Raw genomic sequence first — 21,670 nt, 5'->3', positions numbered from 1 at the left:
AGAAACCATTGGAACCAGCTCCAGTAGCACCAAGCTACGAAAATGAGCCAACACCACCAGTTAAGACTCCAGATCAACCAGAGCCATCAAAACCAGAAGAGCCAAATTATGATCCATTGCCAACTCCGCCTGTAGCACCAACTCCTAAGCAGTTGCCAACACCACCAGCGGTGCCAACAGTTCACTTCCATTACAATCGTCTATTTGCACAACCTCAGATTAATAAAGAAATTAAAAATGAGGATGGAGTAGATATCGATCGTACTCTAGTTGCTAAGCAGTCTGTAGTGAAGTTTGAGCTGAAAACGGAAGCTTTAACTGCAGGTCGTCCAAAAACAACTTCATTTGTATTGGTAGATCCACTTCCAACTGGCTATCAGTTTGATTTGGAAGCAACCAAGGCTGCAAGCAAAGGTTTTGAAACAAGCTATGACAAAGCTAGTCACACTGTAACCTTTAAGGCTACTGATGAGACATTGGCAACATATAATGCTGATTTAACTAAACCTGTTGAAACTCTTTATCCAACGGTTGTTGGCCGTGTCTTGAATGATGGGGCAACTTATACAAATAACTTTACGTTGACAGTTAACGATGCCTACGGTGTTAAGTCAAATATTGTTCGTGTAACGACTCCAGGTAAACCAAACGATCCCGATAATCCAAATAACAATTACATCAAACCTTTGAAAGTTAACAAGAACAAACAAGGTGTGAATATTGATGGTAAAGAAGTTCTAGCCGGTTCAACTAACTACTATGAACTTACATGGGATTTGGACCAATACAAGGGAGATAAATCTTCTAAAGAAGCAATTCAAAATGGTTTCTACTATGTGGATGATTATCCAGAAGAAGCCTTAACCCTTCAACCAGAATTGGTTAAGATTCGTGATCTAGAGGGCAACCTTGTATCAGGTATCAGTGTTCAACAATTTGATAGTTTAGAAGCTGCTCCTAAGAAGATTCAAGAGCTGTTGAAGAAAGCAAACATCACTGTTAAAGGTGCTTTCCAACTCTTCTCAGCTGATAATCCAGCTGAATTCTACAAGAACTATGTGGCAGCAGGAAAATCATTGCTAATCACAGATCCGATGACAGTTAAACCTGAATTTGGTCAAACGGGTGGTAAGTACGAAAACAAAGCCTACCAAATTGACTTTGGAAATGGCTATGCTACAGAAGTAGTTGTCAACAACGTACCGAAAATCACACCGAAAAAAGATGTGACAATCAGTATGGATCCAAGCAGTGACAATATTGATGGCCAAACAATTCCGTTGAACCAGTACTTCAATTATCGTTTGATTGGTGGTTTGATTCCACAAAATCATTCTGAGGACTTGAATGACTATAGTTTTGTAGATGATTATGACCAAAAAGGTGATCAATACACTGGAAACTATAAAGTTCTTGCCAAGGTTGATATCCGATTGAAAGACGGTCGTGTTATTAAGGCAGGGACAGACTTAACAGCTGAAACACAGGTTGAACATGATCAAGATAAGGGAATGATTACCATTCGCTTCAAGGAAGAATTCCTTCAAGAGATTCAGTTGGATTCTCCATTCCAGGCTGAGACTTATATTCAAATGAAACGAATTGCTGTCGGAACCTTTGAAAATACCTATGTAAATACTGTGAATAAAGTTGCTTACGCTTCAAACACAGTTCGTACTACAACACCAGAACCTAAGAAACCAGAGGAGCCAACAACCCCTAATTCTAATCCAAATCCAAAAGGAAACCCTACTCTACCTCAAACAGGTACAAATGATTCAAGCTACATGCCATATCTTGGTCTAGCAGCTTTAGTGGGCGTTTTAGGACTTGGTCAGTTGAAACGAAAAGAAGACGAAAGCAACTAATTTCTGAAAGTTAAATAGAAAAGAGGAACTCTGTTTCCTCTTTTTTATAGCCTAAATTAAAAACGCTTCCTATTGATTTTTACTCATAAAATCAACTAATTTATGTTAAAATGGTAGTAGAAAGTTGAGATTATGAGTTATTTTAAAAAATATAAATTTGATAAGTCACAGTTCAAACTTGGTATGCGGACTTTTAAAACGGGAATTGCCGTTTTTCTAGTTCTTTTGATTTTCGGCTTTTTTGGCTGGAAAGGTCTTCAAATCGGTGCTCTGACAGCGGTTTTTAGTCTGAGGGAGAGTTTTGATAAGAGCGTCCATTTTGGAACTTCACGTATTCTAGGAAATAGTATCGGTGGCTTCTACGCCCTTATCTTTTTTCTCTTAAATACCCTATTTCATGAAGCCTTTTGGGTGACCTTGGTGGTTGTTCCAATCTGCACTATGTTAACCATTATGACAAATGTGGCCATGAATAATAAATCGGGGGTTATTGGTGGTGTTGCAGCTATGTTAATCATTACCCTATCAATACCGAGCGGTGAAACAATTTTGTACGTGTTTGCGCGTGTATCGGAAACTTTCATGGGAGTTTTTGTCGCAATTCTCGTAAATTATGATATTGATCGTATTCATCTCTTTTTAGAGAAAAAAGAAAAATAATGTTACATTTTATGACATTATCAATTGACGTTTGTCTTTTTTTAGACTATAATAGATAGAAAGAAGGAAAATGTAAATGAAGGAAAAAGAATTTCGCCGAAATATGGCTGTTTTTCCTATCGGCAGTGTTATGAAGTTGACCGATCTCTCGGCGCGTCAGATTCGTTATTACGAAGATCAAGAGTTGATTAAACCTGATCGAAACGAAGGAAACCGTCGCATGTATTCGTTGAATGATATGGATCGTCTGCTTGAAATCAAAGATTATATCTCTGAAGGCTACAATATCGCTGCCATTAAGAAAAAATATGCTGAACGTGAGGCGAAGTCCAAGAAAGCCGTGAGTCAGACGGAGGTGCGTCGCGCACTTCATAATGAACTTCTCCAGCAGGGACGCTTTGCTTCAGCACATTCACCTTTTGGTCGCGGTTAGGCAATCGCAAGTAGTCATATATTAAGGAGAAAAACCATGCCAATCACAGCTGCAGATATTCGTCGTGAAGTCAAGGAAAAAAATGTTACCTTTATTCGTCTCATGTTCTCAGATATTTTGGGAACAATGAAAAACGTCGAAATTCCTGCTACAGATGAACAGTTAGATAAAGTCTTGTCAAACAAGGCTATGTTTGATGGATCTTCTATTGAAGGTTTTGTACGTATCAATGAGTCAGATATGTACTTGTACCCAGACTTGGATACATGGACAGTCTTCCCTTGGGGAGATGAAAACGGAAGTGTTGCAGGTTTGATCTGTGATGTCTATACAACAGAAGGTAAACCATTTGCAGGTGACCCTCGTGGCAATTTGAAACGTGCTCTTCGCCACATGGAAGAAGTGGGATTCAAATCCTTCAACCTTGGTCCAGAACCAGAATTCTTCCTATTTAAACTGGATGAAAATGGCGATCCAACTCTTGAGGTAAATGACAAGGGTGGATACTTTGATTTGGCGCCTACTGACCTTGCAGACAATACACGTCGTGAAATCGTGAATGTCTTGACCAAAATGGGATTTGAAGTAGAAGCAAGTCACCACGAAGTTGCGGTTGGACAACATGAGATTGACTTCAAGTATGATGAAGTTCTCCGTGCCTGTGACAAGATTCAAATCTTTAAACTCGTTGTTAAAACGATTGCTCGTAAACACGGTTTGTACGCAACCTTTATGGCGAAACCAAAATTTGGTATCGCTGGATCAGGTATGCACTGTAATATGTCCTTGTTTGATGCAGAAGGAAACAATGCCTTCTTTGACCCAAATGATCCAAAAGGAATGCAGCTGTCTGAAACGGCCTACCATTTCCTTGGTGGTTTGATCAAGCATGCATACAACTATACTGCCATCATGAACCCAACAGTTAACTCATACAAACGTTTGGTCCCAGGTTATGAAGCACCTGTTTACATTGCTTGGGCTGGTCGCAACCGTTCACCACTTGTGCGCGTGCCTGCTTCACGCGGTATGGGAACTCGTCTAGAGTTGCGTTCAGTGGACCCAATGGCAAACCCATACATCGCTATGGCTGTTCTTTTGGAAGTTGGTTTGCATGGTATTGAAAATAAAATCGAAGCACCAGCTCCTATCGAAGAAAATATCTATATCATGACAGCAGAAGAGCGTAAGGAAGCTGGGATTACAGATCTTCCATCAACTCTTCACAACGCCTTGAAAGCTTTGACTGAGGATGACGTGGTCAAGGCTGCCCTAGGTGACCACATCTATACGAGCTTCCTTGAAGCTAAACGTATCGAGTGGGCTAGCTATGCAACCTTCGTTTCACAGTGGGAAGTTGATAATTATTTAGATCTTTACTAATATAGAAGAAAGATTGCCTGAGGGTGATCTTTTTTTCTTGTGTTTTATATCGGGGTGTGATATATTTTATATAACGAAGTGCGATATATTAAACTGAATAGGAGGTGGCTATAATGGAATTAACGGATAAGATTCGTCGTGTTTATCTTCCGATGACGGAAACAGGATTTTATATCTTGTTTTGTCTACAGAAGGAGAACCATGGATATGGTATCACACAAAAGGTCAAGGAGATGACAGATTCGCAAGTTTCGATTAGTCCTGGAACTATGTATGGAACCTTGTCAAAGATGGAAAAGGATGGCTTGATTTCCTTTGTCCGAGAAGAGGAGAAGCGTAAAATATATCAGATCACAGACTTGGGACGAAAAGTCTTAGATATTGAATTGAAACGTATTGAACGACTTTACAGAAATAGTCGGGAGGAAGGATGATGGAAAAGAAAATTGTTTACCGAGTTTTTACCATTGCGGTTTATGATAGAGAGGCTCTATACTTTAGAGAAATGCATGCTAAAGGCTGGAAACTTAAAAAAGTAAGCTATTCTATCTTGTTGTTTGCGGTTAAGTATACCTTTGAAAAGTGTCAGCCTGAACAAGTGTCTTATCAGTTGGATTTTTACCCAATGAAAACATCAGATAGAACCTCTTATTTGCAACTGTTTAAAGACTGTGGCTGGGAGCATATTACAGACTTTAATGGTTTTTCTTACTTTAGAAAAGCACATTCTGAAATTGAATCGGATGCAGAGTTTGAAATTTATAATGATGCTACTGGGAAGTTGGATATAGTTCATCGGATTTTAAGACTGCGGTTGCTTCCTGTTTTGTTTTTCTTGTCAATGTTGATTCCGTTGTTCTTAAAGTTGCTCAGTGAAAGAGACGTTTTTAGCGGGCTAGTGTTTTTGCTTACTATCATAGATTGTGTTTTATTGTTTGCTCTTGTGGTTCAGATTTCTTATATTTTTTGGAGATTGTTTCAAAAGTGGAAAGAATTATCTGATAAATGAAGCAATACCTGTTTTCTAATCTGGAGGTAAGACAATGAATAGTGAAGTACAATTTCGGATTTTTACAATAGTTGATTTGGACAAGGAAGAAGAATATTTACATGAGATGCACTTGAAAGGTTGGAAATATAGAACTAATCGTTTTGGTTTTTTCTATTTTGAACAATGCCAACCAGATGATGTCATCTATCATATCTATGATTCTAGATTTCTTAAAAAGTATAAGCATGAACTACAAGATTTTAGAAATAGAGGTTGGGAATTGATAGAAACAGGTTTTTGTTCAATTCTTCGTAAACCAACTTCTGATATACTTTCAGAGAAGAAAGTATATATGAGTAAGGGTCTTAGATGGGAAGTTATGCGGTCTAGACTTCGTTCCTGTATAGCCGCTTTTTCAGGTGGTCTTGTTGTTTGCATGAGTTTGTATCGAGAAAACTTGTCTCAGTCTTTCTTTATTACTTTCGTTTTATACGCTTGTTTAATTTCTTATCTGATCTATGGATATTACAGACTTAAAAGGAAATACCAAGTAGATGAGAAGTAAGATTCTAGGTCTTCAGACTGATTTTTAGCACTCTTGACAAAAGAGTGCTATTTTTTTGAGTTTTTGTCTTGACATTCTCTTCTAAGGGTGTATAATAGAATCATAAGTTAGCACTTGGATGCATAGAGTGCTAATCGGTCGGACAGAGAGGAGTGATGAGATGGTTACAGAGCGTCAGCAGGATATTTTAAATCTGATTATTGACATCTTTACCAAAACGCACGAACCTGTCGGATCCAAAGCTTTGCAAGAGTCTATTAACTCTAGCAGTGCTACCATTCGTAATGATATGGCGGCTTTAGAAAAGCAAGGTTTGCTTGAGAAAGCTCATACTTCAAGCGGTCGGATGCCAAGTGTTGCTGGTTTTCAGTACTATGTGAAACACTCACTGGATTTTGACCGACTGGCTGAAAATGAGGTCTATGAGATTGTCAAAACCTTTGATCAGGAGTTCTTCAAACTGGAGGATATTCTGCAAGAAGCTGCAAATCTACTGACAGATCTGAGTGGCTGTACGGTAGTAGCACTGGATGTTGAGCCCAGCAGGCAACGGTTGACAGCTTTTGATATCGTTGTTTTGGGGCAACATACAGCCTTGGCAGTATTTACCCTAGACGAGTCGCGAACGGTTACCAGTCAATTTCTGATTCCAAGGAACTTCTTGCAGGAAGATTTGCTGAAACTGAAGAGCATCATTCAGGAACGTTTCTTGGGGCACACTGTTCTAGATATTCACTACAAGATTCGGACGGAGATTCCGCAGATTATCCAGCGTTACTTCACAACAACGGACAATGTCATGGATCTCTTTGAACACATTTTTAAAGAAATGTTCAACGAAAACATTGTGGTATCGGGCAAAGTCAATCTCTTGAATTTTGCCAATCTAGCGGCCTATCAGTTCTTTGACCAACCGCAAAAGGTGGCTCTGGAGATTCGTGAGGGTCTGCATGAAGATCAAATGCAAAATGTCCGTGTTGCGGACAGTCAGGAATCCTGTCTAGCTGACTTGGCGGTGATTAGCAGTAAATTCCTCATTCCTTATCGAGGTTTTGGAATTCTGGCAATTATCGGTCCGGTCAATCTGGATTACCAGCAATTGGTCAACCAAGTCAATGTGGTCAATCGTGTTTTGACCATGAAGTTGACAGATTTTTATCGCTATCTCAGCAGTAATCATTACGAAGTAAATTAAAATTGTAATTATTAAAGGAGGCGAAAATGGCCCAAGATAAAAAAATCGAAGAAATGAAAGAAGAGGAAGTTGTGGAAACAACTCCTGAGAAGTCTGAGTTGGACTTGGCAAATGAACGTGCGGATGAGTTCGAAAACAAATACCTTCGCGCTCATGCAGAAATGCAGAATATTCAACGCCGTGCCAATGAAGAGCGTCAAAACTTGCAACGTTATCGTAGTCAGGACTTGGCAAAAGCAATCTTACCATCGCTTGACAACTTAGAACGTGCACTAGCAGTTGAAGGTTTGACAGACGACGTCAAAAAAGGATTGGAGATGGTGCAAGAGAGCTTGATTCACGCTTTGAAAGAAGAAGGAATCGAAGAAATTGTAGCTGACGGCGAATTTGACCATAACTATCATATGGCCATCCAAACTCTCCCAGCAGACGATGAGCACCCAGCAGATACCATCGCACAAGTCTTCCAAAAAGGCTACAAACTCCATGACCGCATCCTACGCCCAGCAATGGTAGTTGTCTACAACTAGGCAATTCTGACGGTTGCAACATACATAATAGAAAACTTGTCCGAAACGACAATAAACTATGAAAGAAAGATAAGAAATTGTTCAGCTTTGCAATAGTGAGCGAAGCGAACAAAAGACGATACTCTTCGCCGTGGCGCTATTTGCGCAAACTTTGAGACCTTAGGCTCAAAGTTTGGTCAAAGAGATTGACGAGTCAAGCTCTGACGGCGCCGCCACCTAAGAAGAGTACCAAAAAGAAAGAATATAAAATTTAAGGAGAAAAACACATGTCTAAAATTATCGGTATTGACTTAGGTACAACAAATTCAGCAGTTGCAGTTCTTGAAGGAACTGAAAGCAAAATCATCGCAAACCCAGAAGGAAACCGTACAACGCCATCTGTAGTATCATTCAAAAACGGTGAAATTATCGTTGGTGATGCTGCGAAACGTCAAGCAGTCACAAACCCAGATACAGTTATCTCTATCAAATCTAAGATGGGAACTTCTGAAAAAGTTTCTGCAAATGGTAAAGAGTACACTCCACAAGAAATCTCAGCTATGATCCTTCAATACTTGAAAGGTTATGCGGAAGATTACCTTGGTGAAAAAGTAACTAAAGCAGTTATCACAGTTCCAGCTTACTTTAACGATGCTCAACGTCAAGCAACAAAAGATGCTGGTAAAATCGCTGGTCTTGAAGTAGAACGTATCGTTAACGAACCAACTGCAGCAGCTCTTGCTTACGGTTTGGACAAGACTGACAAAGAAGAAAAAATCTTGGTATTCGACCTTGGTGGAGGTACATTTGACGTCTCTATCCTTGAACTCGGTGACGGTGTCTTCGACGTATTGGCGACTGCAGGGGATAACAAACTCGGTGGTGACGACTTTGACCAAAAAATCATCGATCACATGATTGCAGAATTCAAGAAAGAAAATGGTATTGACTTATCAACAGACAAGATGGCTCTTCAACGTTTGAAAGATGCGGCTGAAAAAGCTAAGAAAGACCTTTCAGGTGTAACTTCAACTCAAATCAGCTTGCCATTTATCACTGCTGGTGAATCTGGACCTCTTCACTTGGAAATGACTTTGACTCGTGCCAAATTTGACGATTTGACTCGTGACCTTGTAGAGCGTACAAAAGTTCCAGTTCGTCAAGCCCTTTCAGATGCAGGTTTGAGCTTGTCAGATATTGACGAAGTTATCCTAGTTGGTGGTTCAACTCGTATCCCAGCCGTTGTAGAAGCTGTTAAGGCTGAAACTGGTAAAGAACCAAACAAATCAGTAAACCCTGATGAAGTAGTTGCCATGGGTGCTGCTATCCAAGGTGGTGTCATCACTGGTGATGTTAAAGACGTTGTCCTTCTTGATGTAACACCATTGTCACTTGGTATCGAAACAATGGGTGGTGTCTTCACAAAACTCATCGACCGTAACACAACAATTCCAACATCTAAATCACAAGTCTTCTCAACTGCAGCAGACAACCAACCAGCCGTTGATATCCACGTTCTTCAAGGTGAACGCCCAATGGCCGCAGATAACAAGACTCTTGGACGTTTCCAATTGACAGACATCCCAGCTGCTCCTCGTGGTATCCCACAAATCGAAGTAACATTTGACATCGACAAGAACGGTATCGTATCTGTTAAGGCTAAAGATCTTGGAACTCAAAAAGAACAAACTATTGTTATCCAATCTAACTCTGGTTTGACTGATGAAGAAATCGACCGCATGATGAAAGATGCAGAAGCAAACGCTGAAGCAGATAAGAAACGTAAAGAAGAAGTTGACCTTCGTAACGAAGTAGACCAAGCTATCTTTGCGACTGAAAAGACAATCAAGGAAACTGAAGGAAAAGGCTTCGATGCAGAACGTGACGCTGCCCAAGCTGCCCTTGATGAGCTTAAGAAAGCCCAAGAAGATAACAACTTGGACGAAATGAAAGCAAAACTCGAAGCATTGAACGAAAAAGCTCAAGGACTTGCTGTTAAACTTTACGAACAAGCCGCTGCAGCCCAACAAGCTCAAGCAGGAGCAGAAGGCGCACAAGCAACAGGAAACGCAGGCGATGATGTTGTAGACGGAGAGTTTACTGAAAAGTAAGATGCAAAGCCCGTTAAAACCTCACAGTGAAAATAGGAAATATGACGCAGAAACTTTAGTTTCTAGGAAGACTTGCACCTAAAGGTAGCCATATCTGTAGTTCGCTAAAGCGAAAACAGCTACGTCTCTTTTTCACCAAGAGGTTAGGGCGTGCTCGATTCGGTAAGATGTTGAGGCGTTAAGAAAACGAAAGAAAAATAGGAAGCCATCGCCTTGTGCGATGCACAAAAGATGGCTTATCTTTTTTCCGAAGTTTTTAGCCAAAACTCAGTTGAGCCATTACTAGTTTGATTTTTAAAACTCGAACTAGTAAGTATAAGAAGAAATCCAGAGGTTGCAACCCAGCCTCTGTTTTTCGGTAAAAAGGGGTTGAACCTAATTTATTTGAGTTTTTCTCATTGATATAAAAGAAAGGAATTGAACCCGACCTAGATTGAGGCTTCGTTCCGTAAGACTAATAGAAAGGAATAAGGGTGTTCGTAATTGAACTCGAGCGGAAAGCTTGGAAATTAGATAAACCTCCTAAGAAATCAGGATTTCTTATCGGTTTCCTAAATTTCAGTCGCTTTCTGTTCGCTCTTAGTATCTTGTATGAACAATACTGAATTTTATGATCGTCTGGGGGTGTCAAAAAACGCTTCGGCAGACGAGATCAAAAAGGCTTATCGTAAGCTTTCCAAAAAATACCACCCAGATATCAACAAGGAGCCTGGTGCTGAGGAAAAATACAAGGAAGTTCAAGAAGCCTATGAGACTTTGAGTGACGACCAAAAACGTGCAGCCTACGACCAATATGGTGCTGCAGGTGCCAACGGTGGCTTTGGTGGTGCCGGTGGTTTTGGTGGCTTTGACGGAGCAGGTGGCTTCGGTGGTTTTGAGGATATTTTCTCAAGTTTCTTCGGTGGAGGCGGAGCTTCGCGCAATCCAAACGCTCCTCGTCAAGGGGATGACCTCCAGTACCGTGTGAACTTGACCTTTGAAGAAGCTATCTTCGGAACAGAAAAGGAAGTTAAATACAATCGTGAAGCTAGCTGTCGTACATGTAATGGATCTGGTGCTAAGCCAGGGACAAGTCCAGTCACTTGTGGACGCTGTCATGGCGCTGGTGTTATTAACGTCGATACGCAGACTCCGCTTGGTATGATGCGCCGCCAAGTAACCTGTGATGTCTGTCATGGTCGCGGAAAAGAAATCAAAGATCCATGTACAACTTGTCACGGAACAGGTCATGAAAAACAAGCTCATAGCGTACATGTGAAGATCCCTGCGGGTGTGGAAACAGGCCAACAAATCCGCCTAGCGGGTCAAGGTGAAGCAGGATTTAACGGTGGACCTTATGGTGACTTGTATGTGGTGGTTTCAGTAGAAGCTAGTGATAAGTTTGAACGTGAAGGAACCACTATCTTCTACAATCTGAACCTCAACTTTGTCCAAGCAGCTCTTGGTGATACTGTGGAAATTCCAACCGTGCATGGAGATGTTGAATTGGTCATCCCAGAAGGAACTCAGACTGGCAAGAAATTCCGTCTACGTGGTAAGGGAGCACCGAGCCTTCGTGGCGGTGCCGTTGGTGACCAATACGTGACTGTCAATGTCGTTACTCCGACAGGTTTGAACGACCGCCAAAAAGCAGCCCTTAAAGAGTTCGCGGCTGCAGGTGACTTGAAAGTCAATCCAAAGAAAAAAGGCTTCTTTGACCATATAAAAGATGCCTTTGAAGGAGAATAAAACAAAAAGAGCCAATTGGCTCTTTTTTGTTACCATTGAAAATTTAGTGTCGAAAAATCATTTTCCAGTTAGTCTACTATTTGTACTTTTGAGTGAGCAAGCCAGCCACATCCATCTCCTGAATGAGTTGCTTAAGTTCCGCTTCCTTACCAGGCTTAATGGTAATAGTATCAATGTGTTTGATTGCCGAGTTATCTTGAATATCCACTAAGGTCAAAGCTTTTTCATAGAATGCAATTCCCTTTTTAAGACTTTCCTGATCTTTCCAATTTAGAATTGTGTAAGAAGAATTTGATTTCTTTCCTTTTTCTTGGAAATACTTCTCACTTTCCTTTTCTAAAAATTGTATTAAACCATGATTGAACAAGTTGTCTCCTACCTTATAGTATGAAATATCCCCTGCCTGTAGGACATAGACTTCCAGTCGGTTTTTGGTGAGTTTTGGACTTTCTTTTAGGACGGGGTGACTATTGATAACCTCATCTGAGAAAGTAACATAGAAATTTAAGCCTCCACCCTCGAATTGATACCTTCCATTTGATTTTACTTTCTCAGGAGGCATGTCAAGAGAGATAAATATTTGTTTTAAGGATTCATTTCCTTTTTGGATGTCACTCGGTGAGGCCTTGAAAAGATTCATCAGTAGTAGAAATGCTAGAGCCGTCAGAAGGCAGAGACAGCCACAAGGGATCGCGATGACCTTCGCTAGAACTTTTAAAAACTGTTTCACTTTCATTCCCTCCCTTTTCTGTTCGAATCTAGTAACCCAAAAAGGATTTAAGGAAACTTGGAGGCTCTCTTATTCTTGTTTTTCTTCTTGGAGGACCGCCATTCTAGTTTGGAAATCCTTTTCCAAGACTTTGAATTTATAGGTTAAATCTTTTTGGTATTCCTTGATAAGGGCTTTTTGTTGGTCGATGATTTGCAGGCTGTTTTGAATGACATCCAAGTCCTCCTTCATAGCTTCGACACGGTCGCTAGTATCCATCAACTCCTCTGTGATGACTTGGCGATTTTTTACGACAAAATAACTTCCAGCTGCAGCACCTGCAAATAGCAATAGATTGGATAGTTTCATGGCAACTCCTTAGGCATTTCTAATGGTTTCAGCGACTTGGGCAAGTTTGTCAAAGTCTGGTTCGTGGGCAATAAAGTCAATCTTGAGGTCATCTTCTGCACCGTAGCGAGGTACGAGGTGCACGTGGGTATGAAAAACTGTTTGGCCTGCGATTTCCTCGCAGTTGGCAATGATATTCATGCCGACAGCTTTGGTAGCCTTCATGACTTTTTGAGCCACTGTTGGCACTTGGGCAAAGAGTTGGCTGGCACTCGCAGCATCCATTTCTAAAAGATTGCGATAGTGCTCTTTTGGTACAATGAGGGTGTGTCCAGGCGTTACTTGAGAGATATCAAGGAAGGCAAGAATCTGCTCATCCTCGTATACTTTTGAAGCAGGAATCTCCCCTGCGATGATCTTACAAAAAATGCAATCTGACATAAAATCCACCTCTACTGTATTGAATTTTGATATAATATAGCTACATTATACCAGATTCGGAGAAAATATGTTAGAAATTAAAAACCTGACAGGAGGCTATATTCACGTTCCTGTCTTGAAAGATGTGTCCTTTACAGTTGAAAGTGGGCAGTTGGTCGGTTTGATTGGTCTCAATGGTGCTGGGAAATCAACGACAATCAATGAGATTATTGGTCTCTTGACACCTTACAGTGGGGAAATCAAGATTAATGGCCTAACCCTGCGAGAAGATGCAACCAACTACCGCAAGCAGATTGGCTATATTCCTGAAACGCCTAGCTTGTACGAGGAATTGACCCTCAGAGAGCATATTGAAACGGTGGCTATGGCTTATGGTATTGAGCAAAAAGTCGCTTTTGATCGAGTAGAACCTTTGTTGAAAATGTTTCGTTTGGATCAAAAATTAGACTGGTTCCCAGTACATTTTTCCAAAGGGATGAAGCAGAAGGTCATGATTATCTGTGCCTTTGTGGTGGACCCGAGTCTTTTTATCGTTGATGAGCCTTTTCTTGGCCTCGATCCACTGGCTATTTCTGACTTGATTCAGCTTTTGGAAGTGGAAAAGCAAAAAGGCAAGTCCATTCTCATGAGTACCCACGTGCTAGACTCAGCAGAAAAGATGTGTGATGCCTTTGTCATCCTCCACAAGGGAGAGGTTCGGGCTCGGGGGAACCTCCAGCAACTGCGCGAGGCCTTTGACATGCCTGAAGCGAGTTTGAATGACATTTACTTGGCTCTGACCAAAGAGGAGGAGCTATGAAAGACTTGTTTTTAAAGAGAAAGCAGTCTTTTCGTAAGGAGTGTGTCGGTTATCTGCGTTATGTTCTCAATGACCACTTTGTCTTGTTTCTGCTAGTTCTCATCGGTTTTCTAGCTTACCAGTACAGCCAACTCTTGCAAGATTTTCCTGAAAACCACTGGCCTATCCTCTTGTTTTTGGGGATTGTCTCTACCTTGCTTTTGGCTTGGGGAGGAATCGCGACCTATATGGAGGCACCTGACAAGCTCTTTCTCTTAGTCAGTGAAGAGGAGGTTAAGTCTCACCTCAAAGGGCAGACGATGCGCTCACTGGTCGTTTGGCTCTTTGTCCAAACACTTTTCTTGCTTTTATTTGCGCCCTTATTTTTAGCCATGGGTTATGGCTTGCCAGTCTTTCTCATCTATGTGCTTTTACTGGGAGCTGGGAAATACCTGGTCTTTCGTCAAAAATCCAATAAATTTTTTACTGAGAACGGAATTGACTGGTACTATGTGATCGCCCAAGAGAGCAAGCGCAAGCAAGTTTTGCTTCGTTTCTTTGCTCTCTTTACTCGGGTCAAGGGCGTTTCAAATAGTGTCAAACGTCGCGCTTATCTAGATTTCATCCTAAAGACTGTTCAAAAGGTGCCTGGGAAGATTTGGCAAAATCTCTATCTCCGTTCTTACCTGCGAAATGGAGATTTGTTTGCCCTCAGTTTGCGCCTCTTGCTCCTATCCTTATTAGCTGTGATCTTTATCGAGCAAGCTTGGATCGCGACGGCAGTAGTGGCTCTATTTAACTACCTCTTGCTCTTTCAGTTGCTGGCCCTCTATCATGCCTTTGACTACCAGTACTTGACCCATCTCTTTCCTTTAGAAAAAGGGGAGAAAGAGAAGGGCTTGAAACAGATTGTAGTCGGTGTGGGAAGTGTAGTTCTTTTGTTGGAGTTGCTGGTCGGAGCAGTGGTTTTTCAAGAGAAAATAGCCTTGTTGGCTCTTGTAGGGGCTAGTCTCTTCCTACAATTGTTTTATTTGCCTTACCAACTAAAAAGATTGGTTGACGAATAGACCAAAAACTAGTAGAATAGTAAGGAAACTTTATACGGAGGAAAGAAATGGACTTGGGTGATAATGAGCTAACGCTGACCCCTATCCCTGGGAAGAGCGGCAAAGCTTATATGGGAAGCTACCCTGATGGGAAGCGCGTCTTTGTAAAAATGAACACCTCTCCAATCCTACCTGGCCTAGCCAGAGAACAAATCGCTCCTCAATTACTATGGACTCGTCGTTTGCCAGATGGCCGTGATATGTGTGCTCAGGAATGGCTGACGGGCAAAATCTTGACCCCTTACGATATGAATCGCAAGCAGATTATCAATATCTTGAACCGCCTTCACCGCTCGCGTCCCTTGATGAAGCAGTTGAGCCGTTTGGGATATATCATGGAAACACCAGTTGATTTGCTACGTTCTTGGCAGCAAGGAGTTCCAGAAATCTTGAAGCAGAACCACTATTTGAACAGTGTGATTGCGGAGCTAGGTAAGACAGTTCCAGGTTTTAGGGAAGACCATGCAACGATTGTGCACGGGGATCTTCGTCATAGTAATTGGATTGAGACAGAGAGTGGACTCGTTTATCTAGTGGATTGGGATTCGGTTCGTCTGACGGATCGTATGTTTGATGTAGCGCATTTGCTATGCCACTACATTCCGGATCATCAGTGGCGCCAATGGTTGAGAGACTACGGCTATAAGTACAATCAGACAGTGTTAGATAAATTGTATTGGTATGGTCAGTATTCTTACTTGAACCAGATTGCCAAATACTGTGAAAATCAAGATTTAGACAATGTAAACCGGGAGATTTATGCCTTGCGTGTCTTCCGTGACAAGTATGGAAAGAAGAGATGAGAGTTAGAAATCGTAAAGGAGCGACAGAATTACTAGAGGTCAATCCTCAGTATGTGGTCCTCAATCCCTTGGAGGCTAAAGGGAAATGGCGAAACTTGTTTGGAAATGATCATCCTATTCATGTAGAGGTTGGAAGTGGGAAAGGGGCCTTCGTATCCGGAATGGCCAAGCAAAATCCTGACATCAACTACATCGGAATTGATATCCAAAAGTCGGTATTGAGTTATGCCTTGGATAAGGTATTAGAAGTTGGAGTGCCCAACATCAAGTTGCTGTGGGTAGATGGTTCAGATCTGACTGACTACTTTGAAGACGGTGAGATTGATCGTCTCTACCTAAACTTTTCAGATCCATGGCCTAAAAAGCGCCATGAAAAACGTCGTTTGACTTACAAGAGTTTCTTGGATACCTTCAAGCGCATCTTGCCCGAGAATGGGGAAATCCATTTCAAGACAGATAACCGTGGCTTATTTGAGTACAGTCTAGTGAGCTTTTCTCAGTATGGGATGAAACTCAATGGTGTTTGGCTGGATCTGCATGCCAGTGATTTTGAAGGTAATGTCATGACGGAATATGAGCAAAAATTCTCCAGCAAAGGTCAAGTGATCTACCGAGTTGAGGCAGAATTTTAAGAAATAGCTTGAAAACCAGCTGTTTGAGTGCTTATGCTTTACATAAATTGACAAACGTGCTATACTGATAGTAAGAATATGAGAAAGAGAGGCGGGGAAATATCTTCGCCTCTTGCTTATGAGGAGGTGGACGCAATCGCAACAATCGTAGAATTAGTCAGAGAAGTTGTAGAACCTGTCATCCAAGCGCCTTTCGAGCTCGTGGATATCGAGTATGGAAAGATTGGCAGTGACATGATTCTCAGTATTTTTGTAGATAAACCTGAAGGAATTACCTTGAACGACACGGCAGACCTGACAGAAATCATCAGTCCTGTCCTAGATACCATCAAGCCCGATCCCTTCCCAGAACAATATTTCCTAGAAATCACCAGTCCAGGCTTGGAACGTCCCTTGAAAACCAAGGATGCTGTCGCTGGAGCAGTTGGGGAATACATTCATGTCGGGCTCTACCAAGCCATCGATAAGCAAAAAGTCTTTGAAGGTACCTTGGTATCCTTTGAAGGGGATGAGTTGACTATGGAGTATATGGACAAGACACGTAAGAAAACCGTCCAAATTCCATACAGTTTAGTATCAAAAGCACGTTTAGCAGTAAAACTATAGAAAAGAAAGGATAGCTTTTGAGGATTCAAAAGTAAAAAGAACATGAGTAAAGAAATGCTAGAGGCCTTCCGCATTTTGGAAGAAGACAAGGGAATCAAAAAAGAAGACATCATCGACGCAGTAGTAGAGTCACTTCGTTCCGCTTATCGCAGACGCTACGGTCAGTCTGATAGCGTAGCTATCGACTTCAATGAAAAGACAGGCGACTTTACAGTTTATACTGTCCGTGAAGTTGTTGATGAAGTATTTGATAGCCGTTTGGAAATTAGCTTGAAAGATGCCCTTGCCATTAATTCAGCCTATGAGCTTGGCGACAAAATCAAGTTTGAAGAAGCACCAGCTGAGTTTGGTCGTGTAGCAGCCCAATCTGCCAAACAAACCATCATGGAAAAAATGCGCAAGCAAACACGTGCCATCACCTACAATACTTACAAGGAACATGAACAAGAAATCATGTCTGGTACAGTAGAACGCTTTGACAATCGCTTTATCTATGTCAACCTTGGCAGCATCGAAGCCCAATTGTCAAAACAAGACCAAATCCCTGGAGAAGTCTTTGCTTCCCACGATCGTATCGAAGTCTATGTCTACAAAGTTGAAGACAACCCTCGTGGTGTCAACGTATTTGTTAGCCGTAGCCATCCAGAAATGATTAAACGTTTGATGGAGCAAGAAATTCCTGAAGTCTATGACGGAACTGTCGAAATCATGAGTGTAGCCCGCGAAGCTGGTGACCGTACCAAGGTTGCCGTTCGTAGCCACAATCCAAACGTGGACGCTATCGGGACAATCGTTGGACGTGGTGGTACAAATATCAAGAAGATCACCAGCAAATTCCACCCAGCTCGTTACGATGCCAAGAGCGATCGTATGATTCCTGTCGAAGAAAACATTGACGTTATTGAGTGGGTAGCAGATCCAGCTGAGTTTATCTACAATGCCATCGCACCTGCAGAGGTTGACCAAGTTATCTTTGATGAAAACGACAGCAAACGTGCCTTGGTCGTTGTACCTGATAACAAACTTTCTCTAGCCATCGGTCGTCGTGGACAAAACGTTCGTTTGGCAGCTCACTTGACGGGTTACCGTATCGATATCAAGTCTGCCAGTGAGTTTGAAGCTATGGAAGAAGCAGGTCAAGTTGATTACGCAGTTGCGGATGAATTGACAGAAGAATAAAAGCTGCTAGAGGAGGGAAAGATGAAAACAAGAAAAATCCCTTTGCGCAAGTCTGTTGTATCCAATGAAGTGATTGATAAGCGTGATTTGCTCCGCATTGTCAAGAACAAGGAAGGAGATGTCTTTATCGACCCGACAGGCAAGGCCAATGGCCGTGGCGCTTATATCAAGCTAGACAATGCAGAAGCCCTAGAGGCAAAAAAGAAGAAAGTCTTTAACCGTAGCTTTAACATGGAAGTGGAAGAAAGCTTTTATGACGAGTTGATCGCTTATGTTGATCACAAAGTAAAAAGAAGAGAGTTAGGACTTGAATAAGCAAAAAATTAGCAATCTCTTGGGACTTGCTCAACGAGCAGGCCGGATCATATCAGGTGAGGAATTGGTGGTTAAAGCCATCCAAGACCAGAAAGCCAAGCTAGTCTTTCTAGCTCATGATGCTGGTCCCAATCTGACCAAGAAGATTCAAGATAAAAGTGACTATTATCAAGTAGAAGTTATAACCGTGTTTTCAACACTGGAATTAAGCATAGCAGTCGGAAAATCGAGAAAGGTTTTGGCTGTGACAGATGCTGGATTTACAAAGAAAATGAGGTCTCTTATGGAATAGAAGAGGAGGACATGATTTGTCTAAGAAAAGATTGTACGAAATCGCAAAAGAACTTGGAAAAGAAAGTAAAGAAGTTGTAGCGCGTGCAAAAGAGTTGGGCTTGGATGTGAAAAGCCACTCATCGAGTGTGGAAGCTGCTGCTGCTGAACAAATCGCAGCTAGCTTTAAACCTGCACCTGCTCCTAAGGCAGAAGCAAAACCTGCAGCACCAAAAGCAAGTGTAGAAAAGAAAGCAGAAAAGTCTGTATCAGCTAAACCAGTAGCCGCTAAGGAAGAAAGCAAATCAGCTACACCTGCAGCTCCTAAGGAAGAAAAAGTAGTGGCCGCAAGACCACAGAGTCGAAACTTCAAGGCGGAGCGTGAGGCGCGTGCCAAAGAGCAGGCAGAACGACGCAAACAAAACAAGGGCAACAACCGTGACCAACAACAAAACGGCAACCGTCAGAAAAATGATGGTCGTAATGGTGGCAAACCTGGTCAAGGAAACCGCGACAATCGCCGATTTAACGACCAAGGGAAAAAACCACAAGGTCAAGGAAATCGTGGCAATGATCGCCGTCAGCAACAAGACTTCCAGCCCAAGCAAGCTGGGCCACGTGTTGACTTTAAAGCCCGTGCAGCAGCCCTAAAAGCAGAGCAAAATGCAGAGTACGCACGCTCAAGCGAGGAGCGCTTCAAACAATCGCAAGCTGCCAAAGAAGCCTTGGCTCAAGCTAACAAACGCAAGGAGCCAGAGGAAATCTTTGAAGAAGCTGCTAAGCTAGCTGAACAAACGCAGTCAGCCGTAACAGTAGCTCCTGTAGCGAAAGAAGCGCCAGTGGATACACGTCGTAAAAAACAAGCTCGACCAGACAAAGAACGTGACGATTATGATCACGAAGAAGATGGTCCTAGAAAACAACAAAAGAATCGAAGTAGTCAGAATCAAGTGAGAAATCAAAGAAATAGTAACTGGAATAACAACAAGAAAAATAAAAAAGGGAACAAGCAAAACAACCGTAACCAGACTCCAAAACCTGTTACAGAGCGTAAGTTCCACGAATTGCCAACAGAATTTGAGTATACAGATGGTATGACTGTTGCGGAAATCGCAAAACGTATCAAACGTGAACCAGCAGAAATCGTTAAGAAACTCTTTATGATGGGTGTCATGGCTACACAAAACCAATCCTTGGATGGGGAAACCATTGAACTCCTCATGGTGGATTATGGTATCGAAGCCAAACAAAAGGTTGAAGTGGATAATGCCGACATCGAACGTTTCTTTGTCGAAGATGGCTATCTTAACGAAGATGAATTGGTTGAGCGTCCACCAGTTGTAACCATCATGGGACACGTTGACCATGGTAAGACAACACTTTTGGATACCCTTCGTAACTCTCGTGTAGCGACAGGTGAAGCAGGTGGTATCACTCAGCATATCGGTGCTTACCAAATCGTTGAAAACGGCAAGAAGATTACCTTCCTTGATACACCAGGACACGCGGCCTTTACTTCTATGCGTGCGCGTGGTGCATCTGTTACCGATATTACCATCTTGGTTGTAGCGGCCGACGATGGGGTTATGCCTCAGACTATCGAAGCCATCAACCACTCAAAAGCGGCCAACGTTCCAATCATCGTAGCTATCAACAAGATTGATAAACCAGGTGCCAACCCGGAACGTGTTATCGGTGAATTGGCTGAACACGGTGTTATGTCAACTGCCTGGGGTGGAGATTCTGAGTTTGTAGAAATCTCAGCTAAATTCAACCAAAACATCGATGAACTCTTGGAAACAGTCCTTCTTGTAGCTGAAATCCAAGAACTCAAGGCCGACCCAACAGTGCGTGCGATCGGTACCGTTATCGAAGCTCGCTTGGATAAAGGAAAAGGTGCGGTCGCAACCCTTCTTGTGCAACAAGGTACCTTGAATGTCCAAGATCCAATCGTTGTCGGGAATACCTTCGGTCGTGTCCGTGCCATGACCAATGACCTTGGTCGTCGTGTTAAGGTTGCTGGACCATCAACACCAGTGTCTATCACAGGTTTGAACGAAGCACCAATGGCGGGTGACCACTTTGCTGTTTACGAAGATGAAAAATCTGCGCGTGCAGCAGGTGAAGAACGTGCGAAACGTGCTCTTATGAAGCAACGTCAAGTAACCCAACGTGTCAGCCTTGAAAACCTCTTTGATACGCTTAAAGCAGGTGAGCTCAAGTCTGTTAATGTTATCATCAAGGCCGACGTACAAGGTTCTGTTGAAGCCCTTTCTGCCTCGCTTCAAAAAATTGATGTGGAAGGTGTGAAGGTTACTATCGTTCACTCAGCAGTCGGTGCTATCAACGAGTCTGACGTGACCCTTGCGGAAGCTTCAAATGCCTTTATCATCGGTTTCAATGTGCGCCCTACACCACAAGCTCGTCAACAAGCAGAAGAAGATGATGTAGAAATCCGTCTCCACAGCATTATCTACAAGGTTATCGAAGAGATGGAAGAAGCCATGAAAGGAATGCTTGATCCAGAATTCGAAGAAAAAGTTATCGGTGAAGCAATCATCCGTGAAACCTTCAAGGTATCTAAAGTGGGAACCATCGGTGGATTCATGGTTACGAGTGGTAAGGTTACCCGTGATTCTAAAGTCCGTGTTATCCGTGACGGTGTCGTAATCTATGATGGCGAACTCGCAAGCTTGAAACACTACAAAGACGACGTCAAAGAAGTTACAAACGGTCGTGAAGGTGGATTGATGATTGATGGCTACAATGATATCAAGACTGATGATGTGATTGAGGCATACGTCATGGAAGAAATCAAACGTTAAGATTTTTGCTCCTTTCTTAGGTGGTGAGGGACGCAAGCAAACCGATGGTTTCATTGCTTATTTTTGAGCCTAAGGTCTCAAAAATCCCCTGTGATGGGACTGATAAATCAGTTCCATCACTTTCACCACAGTGAAAGAAGCAGGTGATTTCAAATTGAACGTCGTTTCAATTTGAATTAAAAATCAAGAAATTTAAAAATAGCTAGGTCTGCTGG

23 protein-coding genes are annotated in these 21,670 nt (G+C 42.1%); 20 read left to right on the top strand and 3 right to left on the bottom strand.

Annotation, left to right across the window (positions count from 1 at the left end):
* The 11 genes from HMPREF1516_RS00550 to dnaJ all read left to right on the top strand — a co-directional run.
* Positions 1 to 1,868 (top strand): SspB-related isopeptide-forming adhesin (locus HMPREF1516_RS00550; protein WP_033605570.1); only part of this gene is annotated, 1,868 nt, incomplete at its 5' end.
* Positions 1,869 to 2,000: 132 nt separating this feature from the next.
* The gene (locus tag HMPREF1516_RS00545; protein ID WP_000119909.1) at positions 2,001 to 2,528 is read left to right on the top strand and encodes an FUSC family protein; all 528 of its coding nucleotides are present in this window, start codon (positions 2,001 to 2,003) and stop codon (positions 2,526 to 2,528) included.
* A 76-nt stretch (positions 2,529 to 2,604) separates the two neighbouring features.
* Positions 2,605 to 2,961: a transcriptional repressor GlnR gene (glnR, locus tag HMPREF1516_RS00540; protein WP_033605569.1), complete on the top strand. Its 357-nt coding sequence runs from the start codon at positions 2,605 to 2,607 to the stop codon at positions 2,959 to 2,961.
* 36 nt (positions 2,962 to 2,997) lie between these two features.
* Positions 2,998 to 4,344, top strand: a complete 1,347-nt coding sequence (gene glnA, locus HMPREF1516_RS00535) for a type I glutamate--ammonia ligase (protein WP_033605568.1) — start codon at positions 2,998 to 3,000, stop codon at positions 4,342 to 4,344.
* 113 nt (positions 4,345 to 4,457) lie between these two features.
* A complete protein-coding gene (locus HMPREF1516_RS00530) occupies positions 4,458 to 4,778 on the top strand; it encodes a PadR family transcriptional regulator (RefSeq protein WP_000423979.1) in 321 nt (106 codons plus the stop codon).
* Positions 4,778 to 5,353, top strand: coding sequence for a DUF2812 domain-containing protein (locus HMPREF1516_RS00525; RefSeq protein WP_000412263.1), 576 nt, complete (start codon positions 4,778 to 4,780; stop codon positions 5,351 to 5,353). The genes HMPREF1516_RS00530 and HMPREF1516_RS00525 overlap by 1 nt, the downstream gene beginning before the upstream one ends.
* Positions 5,354 to 5,387: 34 nt before the next feature.
* Positions 5,388 to 5,900, top strand: coding sequence for a DUF2812 domain-containing protein (locus HMPREF1516_RS00520; protein ID WP_033605567.1), 513 nt, complete (start codon positions 5,388 to 5,390; stop codon positions 5,898 to 5,900).
* A 160-nt stretch (positions 5,901 to 6,060) separates the two neighbouring features.
* A complete protein-coding gene (hrcA, locus tag HMPREF1516_RS00515; protein WP_000255765.1) occupies positions 6,061 to 7,095 on the top strand; it encodes a heat-inducible transcriptional repressor HrcA in 1,035 nt (344 codons plus the stop codon).
* A gap of 26 nt (positions 7,096 to 7,121) precedes the next feature.
* A complete protein-coding gene (gene grpE, locus HMPREF1516_RS00510; protein WP_033605566.1) occupies positions 7,122 to 7,625 on the top strand; it encodes a nucleotide exchange factor GrpE in 504 nt (167 codons plus the stop codon).
* Between the two features lie 266 nt (positions 7,626 to 7,891).
* Positions 7,892 to 9,715: a molecular chaperone DnaK gene (dnaK, locus tag HMPREF1516_RS00505; RefSeq protein ID WP_033605565.1), complete on the top strand. Its 1,824-nt coding sequence runs from the start codon at positions 7,892 to 7,894 to the stop codon at positions 9,713 to 9,715.
* 591 nt (positions 9,716 to 10,306) lie between these two features.
* Positions 10,307 to 11,443: a molecular chaperone DnaJ gene (gene dnaJ / locus HMPREF1516_RS00500; RefSeq protein ID WP_001066316.1), complete on the top strand. Its 1,137-nt coding sequence runs from the start codon at positions 10,307 to 10,309 to the stop codon at positions 11,441 to 11,443.
* A gap of 76 nt (positions 11,444 to 11,519) precedes the next feature.
* On the opposite strand, the gene HMPREF1516_RS00495 is transcribed toward dnaJ, so the two are convergent.
* The 3 genes from HMPREF1516_RS00495 to HMPREF1516_RS00485 form a co-directional block, all read right to left on the bottom strand.
* Positions 11,520 to 12,179 carry a hypothetical protein gene (locus HMPREF1516_RS00495; RefSeq protein WP_000865428.1) on the bottom strand — a complete coding sequence of 220 codons (660 nt, stop codon included), beginning with the start codon at positions 12,177 to 12,179 and terminating at the stop codon, positions 11,520 to 11,522.
* Between the two features lie 63 nt (positions 12,180 to 12,242).
* Positions 12,243 to 12,521: a hypothetical protein gene (locus tag HMPREF1516_RS00490; protein ID WP_000777747.1), complete on the bottom strand. Its 279-nt coding sequence runs from the start codon at positions 12,519 to 12,521 to the stop codon at positions 12,243 to 12,245.
* Positions 12,522 to 12,530: 9 nt separating this feature from the next.
* Positions 12,531 to 12,941, bottom strand: coding sequence for an HIT family protein (locus HMPREF1516_RS00485; RefSeq protein ID WP_001278297.1), 411 nt, complete (start codon positions 12,939 to 12,941; stop codon positions 12,531 to 12,533).
* A gap of 67 nt (positions 12,942 to 13,008) precedes the next feature.
* On the opposite strand from HMPREF1516_RS00485, the gene HMPREF1516_RS00480 reads away from it, so the two are divergent.
* From HMPREF1516_RS00480 to infB, 9 genes are all read left to right on the top strand, one after another.
* Positions 13,009 to 13,740: an ABC transporter ATP-binding protein gene (locus HMPREF1516_RS00480; RefSeq protein WP_000889915.1), complete on the top strand. Its 732-nt coding sequence runs from the start codon at positions 13,009 to 13,011 to the stop codon at positions 13,738 to 13,740.
* Entirely contained in the window at positions 13,737 to 14,786 is a 1,050-nt protein-coding gene (locus HMPREF1516_RS00475) for an ABC transporter permease (protein WP_033605564.1), read from the top strand. The genes HMPREF1516_RS00480 and HMPREF1516_RS00475 overlap by 4 nt, the downstream gene beginning before the upstream one ends.
* Before the next feature lie 47 nt (positions 14,787 to 14,833).
* Entirely contained in the window at positions 14,834 to 15,628 is a 795-nt protein-coding gene (gene ccrZ, locus HMPREF1516_RS00470) for a cell cycle regulator CcrZ (protein WP_000363018.1), read from the top strand.
* The gene (gene trmB / locus HMPREF1516_RS00465) at positions 15,625 to 16,260 is read left to right on the top strand and encodes a tRNA (guanosine(46)-N7)-methyltransferase TrmB (RefSeq protein WP_033605563.1); all 636 of its coding nucleotides are present in this window, start codon (positions 15,625 to 15,627) and stop codon (positions 16,258 to 16,260) included. The genes ccrZ and trmB overlap by 4 nt, the downstream gene beginning before the upstream one ends.
* Before the next feature lie 126 nt (positions 16,261 to 16,386).
* Positions 16,387 to 16,866 (top strand): ribosome maturation factor RimP, encoded by a 480-nt coding sequence (rimP, locus tag HMPREF1516_RS00460; RefSeq protein ID WP_033605562.1) that lies wholly within the window; start codon positions 16,387 to 16,389, stop codon positions 16,864 to 16,866.
* 42 nt (positions 16,867 to 16,908) lie between these two features.
* On the top strand, positions 16,909 to 18,045 hold the full coding sequence (gene nusA / locus HMPREF1516_RS00455) for a transcription termination factor NusA (RefSeq protein WP_033605561.1): 1,137 nt from the start codon (positions 16,909 to 16,911) through the stop codon (positions 18,043 to 18,045).
* 21 nt (positions 18,046 to 18,066) lie between these two features.
* Positions 18,067 to 18,360, top strand: coding sequence for an RNase P modulator RnpM (rnpM, locus tag HMPREF1516_RS00450; RefSeq protein ID WP_000857554.1), 294 nt, complete (start codon positions 18,067 to 18,069; stop codon positions 18,358 to 18,360).
* The gene (locus tag HMPREF1516_RS00445; protein ID WP_001041396.1) at positions 18,353 to 18,652 is read left to right on the top strand and encodes a YlxQ-related RNA-binding protein; all 300 of its coding nucleotides are present in this window, start codon (positions 18,353 to 18,355) and stop codon (positions 18,650 to 18,652) included. Before rnpM ends, HMPREF1516_RS00445 begins: the two co-directional genes overlap by 8 nt.
* A gap of 16 nt (positions 18,653 to 18,668) precedes the next feature.
* The gene (gene infB, locus HMPREF1516_RS00440; protein WP_033605560.1) at positions 18,669 to 21,455 is read left to right on the top strand and encodes a translation initiation factor IF-2; all 2,787 of its coding nucleotides are present in this window, start codon (positions 18,669 to 18,671) and stop codon (positions 21,453 to 21,455) included.
* Positions 21,456 to 21,670 lie beyond the last annotated feature (215 nt).

It is taken from the genome of Streptococcus sp. CM6 (genome assembly GCF_000526095.1).
GTDB classification, from domain to species: domain Bacteria; phylum Bacillota; class Bacilli; order Lactobacillales; family Streptococcaceae; genus Streptococcus; species Streptococcus oralis_BW.
The sequence above is the reverse complement of the archived record's forward strand: the minus strand, read 5'-3'. Positions and strand labels throughout refer to the sequence as shown.